Genomic DNA, 13,364 nt, shown 5'->3' with positions numbered 1-13,364 from the left:
GTACAGGGGACACCTGATACGCAACCTTTGGTTGCAGATAAAGTGCCGGTACTACGTGGGGTAGGTCTGCGTTTCGGTGGCCTTGAGGGTGGCGTGGAGGCGTTGGCCAGGGGCCAGATGGAGGTCGGCCACGGCGGCGGTGGTGATGTCGGCGAGCAAGATTGCCGGGGCTGCCCGGTCCTGGGTGGCGCTGGGGTCCGGGGTGAGGCGGACCCGGACCGTGTGGGCGTGTTGCTCGATGCCGGAGACGACCATCGGCCAGGTGTTGCGCGGGGTGCCGGTCGGGCGCTCGGGGTAGAGGCTGACGGCCGCTGGCGGGAAGGCCACGTAGACCCGGCCCGACGAAGGTGTCGCGATCGTCAGCGAACCACCCCCTTCGAGGACGACGGTGGTGCCCTCGGCAACGCCGCGGTAGAGGTTGAGGCCGACCAGTTGTGCCACGTACTCCGTCCGCGGGCGGCGGGCGATCTCTGTCGGCGCACCCTCCTGGACGACCCGGCCGTTCTCCACGATCACCAGGCGATCTGCGAGCACCATCGCGTCCAGCGGATCATGCGTCACCAGGAGAGTCCGGCCTTCGTAGCGGGAAAGGTGCTGTCCGAGTTCAGCCCGCACGTGCAGCGTCGTACCGGCGTCCAGAGCGGCCAACGGTTCGTCTAGCAACAGCAGTGCAGGTCGCGTCGCCAGGGCACGAACCAGAGCGACCCGCTGCGCCTGACCTCCGGACAGTGCGCGTGGACGGCTGCGAGCTTGGTCGGTCAGTCCGACGGTGTCGAGCCACTGGGCAGCCTCGGCTCGGGCGACCCGCTTCTCCATGCCGCGGGCACGCAACCCGAACGCCACGTTCTCCACCGCACTCAGGTGGTTGAACAGCAGGTAGTCCTGGAACACCACACCGATCGGCCGACGGTCGGCGGACCGGAACACCCGGGGCGGTTCGTCCCACACCTCGTCGTCGAGCCGGATCTGCCCGGCGGTCACCGGCAGCAGCCCGGCGATCGCGCGGAGCGCCGTCGTCTTGCCCGCGCCGTTCGGCCCGAGCAGGGCGACCACCTCGCCCGGTTCGACGGTCAACTCCAGGTCGAGCTGGAAGGAGTCCCGGGTCACCGACAGATCGGCGTACAGGGTCATCGCAGACCACTGATCCAGCGTTCCCGCAGGCAGGCGAGAACCACGACGGACACGGCCAGCAGGACCACGCTCAGCACGATGGCGACATCGGGATCGGTCTCCAGCGCCAGATAGACCGCGAGGGGCATCGTCGTGGTCCGGCCCGGCAGGTTGCCCGCGAAGGTGATGGTCGCGCCGAACTCCCCGAGCGCGCGGGCCCAGCACAGTACTGCGCCCGCCACGATGCCCGGCGCGATCGACGGCAGGGTGACCCGGCGGAAGGTGAGCCAGCGACCGGCGCCGAGGGTTGCGGCCGCCTCCTCGTACCGCGGGTCCGCGGCGCGCAGGGCGCCTTCCACCGAGATCACCAGGAAGGGCATCGCCACGAACGCCTCCGCGACGATCACCCCGGCCGTCGTGAACGGCAGGGAGAATCCGAACCAGGTGTCGAGGTGCTGCCCGATCAGCCCGCGCCGACCGAGCACCAGCAGGAGAGCGACCCCGCCCACCACCGGCGGGAGTACCAGGGGAACCGTGACCAGCGCCCGGATCAGGCCGCGGCCGGGGATCTCGGCACGGGCGAGCAGCCACGCGAGCGGTACGCCGAGGAGCAGGCAGATCACCGTGGCCGAGCTCGCGCAGACCAAGGACAACCGGAGGGCCTGGCCGACCTCCTCGCTGAAGAGCCGCGACGGGAGGGTCGCCCAGGGAGCCTGGGCGAGCAGGCCGATCAGCGGGACGAGCAGGAACGCGAGCCCCAGCAACGCGGGCAGCAGCAGGACCAGCGGCAACCGCCCACCGATCCGCCGCTGCCTGTGTCTGTCGCTCATCGGCCGCCCTTCACGCACGCCAAGCTCTCACGAACCCGAAGCGCCCGGCACGAGGCTCACTGCGCAAGACTCAGGGCGAGGCTCACGGGGCGTCGAAGCCGGCTTCGGTGAGGACGGTCTTGCCGCGGTCGGAGAGCACGAAGTCGACGAACGCCTTGCCGCCGTCCGGGTTCTTCGCGCTGGTCAGCGTCGCGATCGGGTAGTCGTTGATCGCCTGGTCCGCTTCGGGGAACTGGATCCCGTCGACCTTGTCCTTCGCCGACAGCACGTCGGTCTGGTAGACCAGCGCGGCGTCGACCTCGCCCAGCCCGACTTTGGTCAGCGCGGCCTTCACGTCCTGCTCCAGGCTGTCCGGCTGCGGGGTGATCTTCGCCGCCTCGAACACCTTCTTCGCGGCCGCGCCGCACGGCACCTGCTCGGCGCAGAGTGCGATCTTGCGGTCCTTGTCCGCGAAGTCGGGGAGCCCGGTGATCTTGGCCGGGTTGCCCTTCGGTACGGCGATCTCCAGCTTGTTCTTCACGAAGATGACCGGGGTGCCCTTGTCGGTCACCTGGTCCATGTTCTTCGGGGCCGCCGAGGCGAACACGTCGACCGGCGCGCCCTGGTTGATCTGCTGGGCCAGCGCCGAGCTGCCGGCGAAGTTGAGAACCACCTTGACGCCCGGGTGCGCGGCCTCGAAGTCCTTGCCGAGCTGGGTGAACGTACCGGTCAGCGACGCCGCCGCGAACACGGTCACCGTGCCGGAGATCGCGGAAGCGGACGACGACGAGGGCGACGAGGGCGACGCGGCCGGGGTGTCCGATCCGCAGCTCACGAGGGTGAGCGCGGCGACGGAGGCCAGGGCGGTGAGGACGGTGCGGCGGAACATCAGGCCTCCGGGATTTCGACGACGACATGGGTGGACTTGATCGAGGCGACGGCGATCACGCCGGGCTCCAGGCCGAGCTCGTCGGCGGCCTCGCGGCTCATCAACGAGACCACCCGGAACGGCCCGGCCTGCATCTCGACCTGGGCCATCACCCCGTCCTTGAGGACGCGGGTGACGATGCCGCGCAGGCGGTTCCGCGCCGAGGCCGCCGTGGTGACGCCCGGCTCGGGCGATTCGGCCAGCTGCTGGGCGAACGCGGCCAGCTCACGTCCCTCTACGGCCATCCGTCCGTTGCCCTGGATCGCGGGCAACCGCCCCTGGTCGACCCAGCGCCGGACGGTGTCGTCGCTGACTCCCAGCAACGCGGCCGCCTCACTGATCCGCAAATTCGGCATGCTGTGCAGCCTAGTGCCGCAAACGCGGATCCCGAAGACCTTTCGCGCCTATAGGCTGCGAACGTGAGCGTCGTTACGCCGCTACCTGTGCCCGCGACAAAGGTTTGGTCTATGAGCACGGGGCTGCGGGAGTACCTGGACGGGCCGCACAAGGCGGTGCGAGACGTCGTACGGGACGGGCTGGCGGCGAATGCCGGGCTGCTCGACGCGGGGCTGGACCTGTCGCGGGACGAGTACCGCGATCAGGTGCTCGCCGTGATGCAGCAGGTCACCGCCGAGAGACACACCGGCAGGGGCTTCCCGAAGGAGTTCGGCGGGCAGGGTGACCTGGGCGGCTTCATCGCCGGCTTCGAGACGCTGGCGTTCGGGGATCTGTCGCTGATGGTGAAGGCGGGGGTGCAGTTCGGCCTGTTCGCCGGGGCGATCCTGCACCTCGGCACCAGCGGGCACCACGAGCGGTACCTCACCGACGCGATCGAGGGCCGCTTGCTCGGCTGCTTCGCGATGACCGAGACTGGGCACGGTTCGAACGTCCAGGCGCTCGGCACCACCGCGACGTACGATCCGGCGACCGACGAGTTCGTCGTCCACACTCCGACCGCGGCCGCGCGCAAGGACTACATCGGCAACGCGGCCAGGCACGGCCGGATGGCGGCGGTCTTCGCCCAGCTGGTCGTCGGCGGCGAGACGCACGGCGTGCACTGCCTGCTCGTCCCGATCCGTACGCCGGACGGCGAGTCGATGCCCGGCGTGACCTTGAGCGACTGCGGCCCGAAGCTCGGCCTCAACGGCGTCGACAACGGCCGCATCGTCTTCGACCAGGTCCGTGTACCCCGTACTGCGCTGCTGGACCGTTACGCGCAGGTGGATGCCGACGGCACCTACTCGAGCGAGATCGAGAACCCGGACCGGCGCTTCTTCACCATGCTCGGCACCCTCGTCCAGGGCCGGGTCTCCGTCGGCGGCGCCGCGATCAACGCGAGCAAGGTGGCGCTCACCATCGCCATCCGGTACGCCGACCGGCGGCGGCAGTTCGGCGCGCCCGGGAGTGCCGAGGAGGCGCTGCTGCTGGACTACCGGATGCATCAGCGCAGGTTGCTCCCACTGCTGGCGAGGACGTACGCGCTGCACTTCGCCCAGGCCGAGCTGGTGGACGAGTTCGTCCGGATCTTCGGCAGCGACGGCACGGATAACGCAGAGGGCGGCCTCGGGGATCGCGCCGAGCACGACCAGCGGGCCCTCGAGGCGCACGCGGCCGGTACCAAGGCGATCGGCACCTGGCATGCCACCGAGACCATCCAGATGTGCCGTGAGGCCTGCGGTGGCGCGGGCTATCTCGCGGAGAACCGCTTGGCCGCACTGAAGGCCGATACCGAGGTGTTCACCACCTTCGAGGGTGACAACACGGTGTTGCTGCAACTGGTCGCGAAGGGGCTGCTGACCAACTACCGGGAGTCGTTCGGGAAGCTCGATCCGCTCGGGACGGCCCGGTTCATCGCCGCGCAGGCGGTGGAGATCGCGGTCGAGAAGACCGCGCTGCGGACAGTGGTCGAGCGGCTGCGCGACGCAGTACCGAATCGGAACGACGCGACCGACCCCGATGCCGGGCTTCGGGACGATGCGTACCACTGCGGCATGGTCCGGTTCCGCGAGGAGCACATGCTGGCCGGGGTGGCCCGACGGCTCAAGAACGGCATCGACGCCGGGGAAGACGTGTTCGAGGTGTTCAACCGGTGCCAGGATCACGTCATCGCGGCCGGCCGGGCGCACGTGGAGCGCGTCGTACTGGAGGCGTTCCTGACCGCCGTACAGGCCTCGCCCAAGGGGCCGGTGCAGGATCGGCTGAAGGAGCTGTACGACTTGCATGCGCTCGCCACCATCGAGGCGGAGCGGGCCTGGTACATCGAGCACGGCCGGTTGTCGGGCCCTCGATCGAAGGCGATCACTGCGCTCGTGAACGAGCTCTGCGCCGCCGTCCGGCCGCACGCGGACGAGCTCGTGGAGGCGTTCGGAGTACCGGGCGCGGCAGTCGATGTGCCGATGGTTGTACCGTCGCAGCATGAGTGAGCCGATTGAGCCCGCGTCGGCCGCCGAGGCCGCCCGCGAACTGGCGAAGGTGCTGCTGGAACAAGCCGACGCTCTGGACCTGCACGATCTACGGGCCACCACGGCGATCGAGAACGTCCGGGTCCAGGCCCGGATGCTCGCCGACGCCGTGCACGAGCGCGGCTGGGGCGACATCTTCCTCGGCATCGACTCCTACGACCCGGACGAGCTCGACGACCTGCCGCTGGGACCCGACGACTTCGACGACCCGGCCGACTACCGCGAGATGGTCGAGCGCGGTGAGCTCGACGATCTGGAGGAGCCGCTGGTGCCGGAGAACGGCATCCGCCTCAGCTACCAGGCGCGGTACGACTTCGTGGTGACGGACCCGGAGGCGTTCATCGCGTATGTCCGCGGACGCTCCGACGAAGCGCAGAACGACGACGTGATCGACGACATCGAGGACGCCCGCTCGGCCTTCGAGCTGCTCGGCTACCTCGACGGCATCGGCTCGAAGGACTACGACGGCCTCGGCCTGAGCCCCGCCGGCGGCGAGGAGTCCCACAAGGTCGTCGAGTTCTCCCTCTGGGACATGGACCCCACCCGCCGAGACGACACCTACCCGTACTAACAGCGTCTGGTTGCCGGCAGCACCCTTCGGCATCCTCTGCGGCGTACGGACCGACAGGGAGTACTGCCTTGTGTCAGCGCCTTGACCGTCTCGGTAGGCGTGGGGGTGGACGTCGTGAGCGACCTCTACCTGTCGTTCGGTACAGCGGTGCCGGCGCAGCAGCTCGGGGTGGACAGGAGCCGCGACCTGAATGGGTGGAGTGCAGCGGCGCAGGAGCTGCGCCGGCGTAGTACCGGTCTGGTCCGCATCTTCAAGTTGTTGTTGCTGAAGGCAATTTCTTCTACTGGTGAGTACGCAAGGTGAGGCCCGGTATACAGAGCGTCGCCTTAGTCAAGATCAATGCAAATGTTTGACCCGGTCCGTGGCGGCTCTCCGCCACCTCGTGACAACGTTCTGTTGTCGGCGACGGACGGGTCGCTGACACAGGCTCCAGGCGGTACCGCGGTACTCCCGTCCGCGACCGGACTGTACCTCCCCTGCCGGTCACGGAATGAGACGGCGGCACCTCCCTCCTTCGGGCCGAACCGCCCTCTCGGGGCAAAGCAAGACGCCGGCCGTGTCGCCGGGGTGCCGGTCGCCAGTGAGGTGGTGACCGACACCCGACGCGGTCGGCGTTTCTTTTCCCGAGGTAGTGATGCAATTTCTGGGGATCAGTACCTCGGGAAGCTGCGGGTGGCAGGCAATGACGTGTCAGGCGGTGAGTTGGGTGAGGACGGCAAGGACCCGGCGGTGGCTGTCCGGGTGGTCGTCGATCCGGAGCTTCTGGAAGATGCTGCGCATGTGCGTCTCGACCGTCCGTTCCGCCAACACCAGCCGAGCTGCGATCGCGCTGTTCGACAGGCCTTCCGCGACCAGCCCGAGCACCTCGCGTTCCCTTGCGGACAAGGCGGCCAGCGGATCGTCCACCCTGGTCGGCGTCACCAGCGCGGCCACGATCGCCGGATCCAACGCAGAACCGGGTTCTTCCTGCGGAACCGGATCTCGGCCTTCATCGCGTACATCGCGATCTTCGGCTACTCGTTCACGTTCCAGTCCGTCTACCTGCTGAGGTTCTCGATCGGCGGCGACGGCGACGCCTTCCCGACCGATCCGAAGGAGCTGCCGGTCGGCTGCCTGGTCGTCACCGCGGGCATCTACCTGGTCGGTTTCCTGCTGGTAGCTCTCGGCCACCGCCTCGGCACCAGGCGCCGGACTCGCTCGACGGTCGCGGTCGACCTCGACCCCGCGCGCTGACGGACGGCGACGCGGCCGGTCCGTGAGGTCAGCCGGCGTCGCGGGTTTCGCCTGCCAGGTCTTCGGAATCAGGTGGCCGGCGCAGGTCGACCAGGTCGTCGAGGACCGGCTTCGCGGTCAGGCCGAGGTACAGACCGAGTGCGATCGCGATCGTGACGATCGCGAGAATGGCGATGAGCATGATGTTCCCCCCCGACGTACTGATGCACTGTTGTTTATCTGTACGTCGGGGTTCCGTGGTCAGTTCATCGCTGAGCGTCAGGCGAGTTCCAGCGCGTTGATCGGGTGCCGCTGGACCTCGCCGTACGTCGTGGTCCGCTGCCGGGCCGGACGTCCGGCGGCGGTGGCCATCTGGGTCAGCTCCTCGATCGACTTGCGGGAGCCGTGCTTCGAGCCGGCCATCCGGCTGATGGTCTCTTCCATCAGGGTGCCGCCGATGTCGTTGACGCCGCCGTTGAGTACTGCGACGCAGCCGTCGACGCCGAGTTTGACCCACGAGCACTGGATGTTGTCGATCCTCCCGTGCAGCATGATGCGGGCCATCGCGTGCACGGCCCGGTTCTCGTCGTACGTCGGCCCGGGCCGGGCCACACCGGCCAGGTAGATGGGTGAGTTGGTGTGGATGAACGGCAGCAGCACGAACTCGGTGAACCCGCCGGTCTGGTCCTGCACCGCGGCGATCGTGCGGAGGTGCTGGACCCAGTGGTGGGGTGAGTCGACGTGGCCGTACATCATCGTCGACGACGAGGGCAGCCCGACCTTGTGCGCGGTGGTGATGACCTCGATCCAGCTGGCCGTCGGGAGCTTGCCCTTGGTGAGGATCCAGCGGACGTCGTCGTCGAGGATCTCGGCCGCGGTGCCGGGGATGCTGCCGAGTCCTGCTTCCTTGACCGAGCAGAGGAACTCTTCGATCGACAGGCCGGTGCGGACGGAGCCGTTGACGATCTCCATCGGCGAGTAGGCGTGCACGTGCATGTCGGGCACGCGGTCCCTCACCGCCCGGACCAGGTCGGCGTACGCAGTACCGGGCAGGTCGGGGTGGATGCCGCCTTGCATGCACACCTCGGTCGCGCCGATCACCCAGGCTTCCTCGGCGCGCTGGGCGACCTCGTCCATCGACAGGGAGTACGCGTCGGCGTCGGTACGGCGTTGGGCGAACGCACAGAACCGGCAGCCGGTGTAACAGACGTTGGTGAAGTTGATGTTCCGGTTCACCACGTAGGTGACGTCGTCGCCGACTGTTGCCTTGCGCAACTCATCGGCGATCTTGGCGAGCTGGTCCAGCGCCGGGCCGGTGGCCGTCATCAACGTCAACGCGTGCGCGTCGGACAGCCCGGCCGGGTCGCGCTCCGCCGCGGCCAAGGCTTGCTTGACGTCGCCGTCGATCCGTTCAGGTGCAGCCCTGTTCGCGACGTCCTCACGTAGTACGTCCCAGTCGCCGTAGGCCGCGTCGAAGTCCGACCGGGTCTCGGTCCGGCGACCCTCGGTGTCGATCGCGGTGTGCAGATCGGTCCGGCCGACGCTGTCCCAGCCGCCGTCGGGCTCCTGCCAGGGCAGCCCTTTGGGGAAGGCAGCCTCGTTCGCCAACCCGGTCTCGGGATCGACCAGCGCCTCCACATGCGAGATCAGCCGCGGATCCAGCCACGGCTCGCGCAGGTACTCCGGGTGGGCGGTCAGCCGCTCCCGCAAGGTGAACCCGGCGTCGGCGGTCACCTTGGCGAGGTGGTCGATCTGTGGCCACGGCCGTTCCGGGTTCACGTGGTCCGGGGTCAACGGCGACACCCCACCGAAGTCATCGACTCCGGCGTCCAGCAGCAGGCGGCACTCGGCCAGGTCGACCAGGTTCGGCGGTGCCTGCACCCGCATCCGGGGTCCGAGCACGACCCGGGTGGCAGCGATCGCGGCCAGCCACTCGTCCAGCGGTACGTCGGCGTCGTTGCGCATCGCCGTGTCCGGCTTCACCCGGAACCCCTGGATGATGACCTCCTGGATCCCGCCGTACTGCCGGGCGATCCGACGCAACGCGAAGATCGAGTCGGCCCGCTCGGCCAGGTTCTCCCCGATGCCGATCAGCAGGCCGGTGGTGAACGGTACGTTCGAGCGGCCGGCGTCCTCCAGCACCCGCAGCCGGATCGCCGGGTCCTTGTCAGGGGAGCCGTAGTGCGGCTGACCCTTCTCCTCGAACAACCTGCGCGAGGTCGTCTCCAGCATCACGCCCATGCTCGGCGCGACCGGCTTCAACCGCTGCAGGTCCTGCCACGACATCACTCCGGGGTTCAGGTGCGGCAGCAGCCCGGTCTCCTCCAGCACCCGGATCGCCATCGCCCGGACATAGTCCAGGGTCGAGTCGTACCCGGCCTCCTCCAGCCAGGTCTTCGCCGCGTCCCACCGGTCCTCGGGCGCATCCCCGAGCGTGAACAGCGCCTCCTTGCACCCCAACGCCGCACCCTGCCGGGCGATCTCCAACACCTCGTCCGGACTCAGGTACGGCGAGTGGACCCGGCCCGGGGTGGTCGCGAACGTGCAGTAGTGACAGCGGTCCCGGCACAACCGGGTCAGCGGGATGAACACCTTCTTCGAGAACGTCACCACTCCGCTGCGCCCCGCATCGGCCAGCCCCTGGTCCCGCACCCGCGCGGCCGTCGCCATCAGCGAGGTGAGCGCCTCGCCCGTGGCGGACAGGAGGACTTCAACCTCGGCCGGGTCGAGCGTCTTGCCGTCGTCGGCACGCTTCAACGCGCGCCGCATGGCGGTGCTGATCGAGGTGTTGCGGGGAGTGGCTGAGCGCTGTTCGGGATCGGTCACGACGACGAGCGTATGTCGTGAAATCGCCCGATCCGACCGAATCCGGGACCCAAAATCAAGTGGTACGTTCGTCCTGGTAGTTTGCCGTTCGTGCAGGTCAGAGAGGTACTGGGAGCACCGAGGCCGGACGGTCGGCTGGTCCGCGGCCGGCTCCGGCGGACGGAACTGCTGACCGCCACCCTGGCTGTGATCGAGCGGGACGGCGTCGCCGGCGTCAGCCATCGGGCGGTCGCCGCGCAGGCCGGGGTCTCCCTCGCCTCCACGACCTATCACTTCGCAAGCCTCGACGATCTGCTGGTCGCCGCGCTGACCTGGGCAGCCGAGGACCTGACCGCCGAACTGCAGGAGCGCGTCAACGAAATGGGCGCCCGTCCTGCCGACGAGCTCGCCCGGCTGATCGAACACTGCCTGGTCTACCGCCGCGGGCGCACCCTCGCAGAGTACGAGCTCTATCTGCTCGCGGTCCGTCGCCCCGCCTTGCGTGAAGCCGCGGCGGCGTGGCTGGAGCCGCTCACCGAGATCGCGCGCAACTTCACCACGGACCCGCACAAGGCGAGCCTGCTGGTCGCGGCGCTGGACGGCATCCTGCTGCAGTCCCTGATCGGCGCCCGCCCCTACAACAAGGACGACTTCTCCGCCTTGCTGACGCTACTGCGTTGACGTCGGGACCAGCTTCAGCCCAAGACTCTCTCAGGCGTCGGCGGTGGTGAGGGCAGTGGCCTCGGCTTCGGAGTGGGCCTTCGGCACCCGGAGGTGTGCCAACGGTTTCCAGCCACTGGCGAGCACGCCCACCGCGAGCAGGACGGCGAAGGCGCCGACGTAGAACGGCAACTGGATGTTGACCTCCTCGCCGAGCTTGCCCGCCAGCCACGGCGCGACCGCACCACCGGAGAAGCGCACGAAGCTGTACGCCGCGGAGGCGGTTCCGCGCTCGACCGGCGCCGCGCCCATCACGGCCTCGGTGATCAGGGTGTTGTTCACGCCGAGGAACAACCCGGCGACGATGACGCCGACCGCGAGCACGCCGCGGTGGTGTGCGTACGCGCCCATCACCGCGAGATCGGCGGCGAACAGCAGCAGCGAGGTCATCACCACGGGCAGCGTGCCGAAGCGGCGCTGCAGCCGGGGCGCGGCGAACACCGAGGTCAGGGCCAGCCCGATGCCCCAGCCGAAGAAGATCAGGCCGATCTGCCGGGCCGACATCCCCAGCGGGAACGGCGTGAACGCCAGCAGCGTGAAGAACCCGAAGTTGTAGAGCAACGCGGTGACCGCCACGGTGGCGAGCGAGCGGTGCCGCAGTGCCTTCAGCGGTTCGATGATCGAGGTACGGCGAGGTGCCGGCGGCGAGGCGGGGAGCAGGAAGGCCGTCGCCGCGAGCGCGATCGTCATCAGGACGGCGACGCCGAAGAACGGGCCGCGCCAGGAGATCGTGCCGAGCTCACCACCGACCAGCGGGCCGGCCGCGATGCCGACGCCCAGCGCCGCCTCGTACAGGATGATCGCCTGCGCGACCGAACCGCTCGCGGAGTTCACGATGGTGGCCAGCGCGGTCGCGATGAACAGCGCGTTGCCCAGGCCCCAGCCGGCCCGGAAGGCGACGATCATGCCGATCGAGTTGGACAGACCGGCCAGCGCGCTGAACACGACGATGATGGCCAGGCCGATCAGCAGGGTGCGCTTCGCGCCGATCCGGCTGGAGACCGCGCCGGTGATCAGCATCGCGACACCGATGACGGCCATGTAGCTGGTGAAGAGCAGGGAGACCTGGGACGGGCTCGCGTGCAACTGCTCGGCGATCGGCTTGAGGATCGGGTCCACCAGGCCGATGCCCATGAACGCGATCACACAGGCGAAGGCGACCGCCCAGACGGACTTGGGTTGTTTGAGGAACGAGTTGCTGCTCAACGGGGGCTGTCCTCCAGATCGAGGGTGAGGATCGAGTGCATGACGGTGACCGCGGCCTCGAGGGTGGCGAGGTCGGTCGGCGGCAGGTGCCGCAGGCGCGCCGCGATGGCGGTCCCGGCTTCCTGACGGGCGCGGTCGAGCTCCGCCCGGCCGGCATCGGTGAGGCTGATCAGGCTGGCGCGCGAGTCGGCCGGGTCGGGCTCGCGCCGGACCCAGCCGCTCTCCTCCTGGCGCTGGACCAGGTTCGACATCGTCGGCTGAGAACACCGGTCGGCCTTGGCCAGTTCGCTGATCCGGGTCGGCCCGAGCTCGTCCAGCCGCCCCAGCAGCCGCATCGCCGCGTGGGGGAGCGCACTCACGTCGCGGCTGGCGAGCCGCGCCAACCGGGCCGCCGCCACGACCACGTCGACACCAAGCTGAGTCAGAGCTGTCGTAGCGATCATGTGACTCAACGATACATAGGAAAGCTATGCATTTCCAGAACGAGTGAGCCAGGTCACCTGACCCGGTTGTCGAGAATCGCCCGATCTCAGATTTGTGTCGGTCAATCTGAGATTGGTTCTGAGGCTGGTGCGACTGAGGCGGCCCCGCTCGACTGGAAGGCCTACCCTGACCGGCCACTTCGACCGGTCAGATGTCCGACTGGTGCTGGGGTTGGTCGGGCTCGGCCGAGATCTCGTACTCGTCGACGATCTGCACCCGCGCGGCCGGCAGACAGATTCGGAGACCTCCAGGATCGTGCCGTCGGCTGCCCGAGCGACATGGATGACGCGAAGGACCGAAGCACAGGTCGGCAGGTTGAGGGACACGGCCTTCGACAAGGACGTCAGTTCGGTCCGCCAGGCCAGGAGTGCCGCCACAAGCTCTGCGGCTAGCCGCCCGAAATCCGCGTCGAATTGCTCGATCGACAAGCCACTCCGGCGCTGCGTTCCATCCCGATCCACACCATCGATGCTGCGAGTAGAAGCGACCAGCCGAACGCGGCGAATGCCATCGGCTCACAATGCAGACGGAGTCATTGCCATCCAGAGTGGAAGGGCAACGCCGATGGGGATGAGGACTCGCCAAGACGGCGTGCCCGCAACTGAACCCCGGCCAGCTCAACGGTCAGCTGCAGCGCGACCAGATGGCGACAGTGGACGCGAACCCGATGGTGACCTGTGGTTGCCAACCTCGACAGTCGCATCGTCCCGCAGTGGAAGTTGTGGCCACCAGACAACCGCTGTCGTCCAGTGATTCGCTCATCGTATCCATAGCAAACTTCGCGCGGATCTGTCACAGACCGGCTCCAGCAGTGGTCTGGGGGCCCTGTCCTCGGCTTGGTGATCACGCCGAGCCGGTCAAATAGAATCGGTGCACCAAGAGATCCTCGGGGCATACGCAGCCGGCGGCACATGGACTGAATATGGCACCGATGTAGGCAACGAGATGGCGTGCCGCCGAGCGACTCCAGGGTGGATTCCGGATGCTGATCAGGCCTGCGCGCTCTCGGGCAGGGCCCTGGACGACAAACGTGAATCGAGTTCGGCTAGCAGGACCAC

14 protein-coding genes are annotated in these 13,364 nt (G+C 68.4%); 5 read left to right on the top strand and 9 right to left on the bottom strand.

Annotated elements, in window-relative coordinates; all coding sequences use genetic code 11:
* Nucleotides 1-51 precede the first annotated feature (51 nt).
* The 4 genes from ACFPJ1_RS03945 to ACFPJ1_RS03930 all read right to left on the bottom strand — a co-directional run bounded on the left by ACFPJ1_RS03945 (nucleotide 52) and on the right by ACFPJ1_RS03930 (nucleotide 3,203).
* Complete coding sequence (locus ACFPJ1_RS03945) at nucleotides 52-1,131, bottom strand: ABC transporter ATP-binding protein (protein ID WP_380101420.1); 1,080 nt, start codon at nucleotides 1,129-1,131, stop codon at nucleotides 52-54.
* Nucleotides 1,128-1,940, bottom strand: coding sequence for a molybdate ABC transporter permease subunit (gene modB / locus ACFPJ1_RS03940; RefSeq protein ID WP_380101419.1), 813 nt, complete (start codon nucleotides 1,938-1,940; stop codon nucleotides 1,128-1,130). Before modB ends, ACFPJ1_RS03945 begins: the two co-directional genes overlap by 4 nt.
* Nucleotides 1,941-2,022: 82 nt before the next feature.
* Nucleotides 2,023-2,808 (bottom strand): molybdate ABC transporter substrate-binding protein, encoded by a 786-nt coding sequence (gene modA, locus ACFPJ1_RS03935; RefSeq protein WP_380101418.1) that lies wholly within the window; start codon nucleotides 2,806-2,808, stop codon nucleotides 2,023-2,025.
* Complete coding sequence (locus ACFPJ1_RS03930; RefSeq protein ID WP_380101417.1) at nucleotides 2,808-3,203, bottom strand: TOBE domain-containing protein; 396 nt, start codon at nucleotides 3,201-3,203, stop codon at nucleotides 2,808-2,810. Before ACFPJ1_RS03930 ends, modA begins: the two co-directional genes overlap by 1 nt.
* 111 nt (nucleotides 3,204-3,314) lie before the next feature.
* Between ACFPJ1_RS03930 and ACFPJ1_RS03925 the strand changes: the two genes are divergently transcribed.
* From ACFPJ1_RS03925 to ACFPJ1_RS03915, 3 genes are all read left to right on the top strand, one after another.
* The gene (locus tag ACFPJ1_RS03925; RefSeq protein ID WP_380101416.1) at nucleotides 3,315-5,270 is read left to right on the top strand and encodes an acyl-CoA dehydrogenase family protein; all 1,956 of its coding nucleotides are present in this window, start codon (nucleotides 3,315-3,317) and stop codon (nucleotides 5,268-5,270) included.
* Nucleotides 5,263-5,880 (top strand): hypothetical protein, encoded by a 618-nt coding sequence (locus tag ACFPJ1_RS03920; protein ID WP_380101415.1) that lies wholly within the window; start codon nucleotides 5,263-5,265, stop codon nucleotides 5,878-5,880. Before ACFPJ1_RS03925 ends, ACFPJ1_RS03920 begins: the two co-directional genes overlap by 8 nt.
* Nucleotides 5,881-5,994: 114 nt before the next feature.
* Nucleotides 5,995-6,183, top strand: coding sequence for a hypothetical protein (locus ACFPJ1_RS03915; protein WP_380101414.1), 189 nt, complete (start codon nucleotides 5,995-5,997; stop codon nucleotides 6,181-6,183).
* Nucleotides 6,184-6,570: 387 nt separating this feature from the next.
* Here ACFPJ1_RS03915 and ACFPJ1_RS03910 read toward each other — a convergent pair whose 3' ends face one another.
* Nucleotides 6,571-6,744, bottom strand: coding sequence for a helix-turn-helix domain-containing protein (locus ACFPJ1_RS03910; protein WP_380101517.1), 174 nt, complete (start codon nucleotides 6,742-6,744; stop codon nucleotides 6,571-6,573).
* Here ACFPJ1_RS03910 and ACFPJ1_RS03905 point away from each other — a divergent pair.
* Nucleotides 6,661-7,113: a hypothetical protein gene (locus tag ACFPJ1_RS03905; RefSeq protein WP_380101520.1), complete on the top strand. Its 453-nt coding sequence runs from the start codon at nucleotides 6,661-6,663 to the stop codon at nucleotides 7,111-7,113. The genes ACFPJ1_RS03910 and ACFPJ1_RS03905 overlap by 84 nt on opposite strands.
* A 28-nt stretch (nucleotides 7,114-7,141) precedes the next feature.
* Here ACFPJ1_RS03905 and ACFPJ1_RS03900 read toward each other — a convergent pair whose 3' ends face one another.
* Both ACFPJ1_RS03900 and ACFPJ1_RS03895 read right to left on the bottom strand, forming a co-directional pair.
* Nucleotides 7,142-7,294, bottom strand: coding sequence for a hypothetical protein (locus ACFPJ1_RS03900; protein WP_380101413.1), 153 nt, complete (start codon nucleotides 7,292-7,294; stop codon nucleotides 7,142-7,144).
* Nucleotides 7,295-7,371: 77 nt separating this feature from the next.
* Nucleotides 7,372-9,918: a bifunctional FO biosynthesis protein CofGH gene (locus ACFPJ1_RS03895; RefSeq protein WP_380101412.1), complete on the bottom strand. Its 2,547-nt coding sequence runs from the start codon at nucleotides 9,916-9,918 to the stop codon at nucleotides 7,372-7,374.
* Nucleotides 9,919-10,008: 90 nt separating this feature from the next.
* Between ACFPJ1_RS03895 and ACFPJ1_RS03890 the strand changes: the two genes are divergently transcribed.
* A complete protein-coding gene (locus ACFPJ1_RS03890) occupies nucleotides 10,009-10,578 on the top strand; it encodes a TetR/AcrR family transcriptional regulator (protein ID WP_380101411.1) in 570 nt (189 codons plus the stop codon).
* 30 nt (nucleotides 10,579-10,608) lie between these two features.
* Here the strand turns inward: ACFPJ1_RS03890 and ACFPJ1_RS03885 are convergent, their stop codons facing one another.
* Nucleotides 10,609-11,823, bottom strand: a complete 1,215-nt coding sequence (locus ACFPJ1_RS03885) for an MFS transporter (protein ID WP_380101410.1) — start codon at nucleotides 11,821-11,823, stop codon at nucleotides 10,609-10,611.
* Nucleotides 11,820-12,266 (bottom strand): MarR family winged helix-turn-helix transcriptional regulator, encoded by a 447-nt coding sequence (locus tag ACFPJ1_RS03880; RefSeq protein ID WP_380101409.1) that lies wholly within the window; start codon nucleotides 12,264-12,266, stop codon nucleotides 11,820-11,822. Before ACFPJ1_RS03880 ends, ACFPJ1_RS03885 begins: the two co-directional genes overlap by 4 nt.
* Nucleotides 12,267-13,364 lie beyond the last annotated feature (1,098 nt).

Origin of the sequence: Kribbella qitaiheensis, assembly GCF_042657745.1 — a bacterium.
Classification (GTDB): domain Bacteria; phylum Actinomycetota; class Actinomycetes; order Propionibacteriales; family Kribbellaceae; genus Kribbella; species Kribbella qitaiheensis.
The sequence above is the reverse complement of the archived record's forward strand: the minus strand, read 5'-3'. Positions and strand labels throughout refer to the sequence as shown.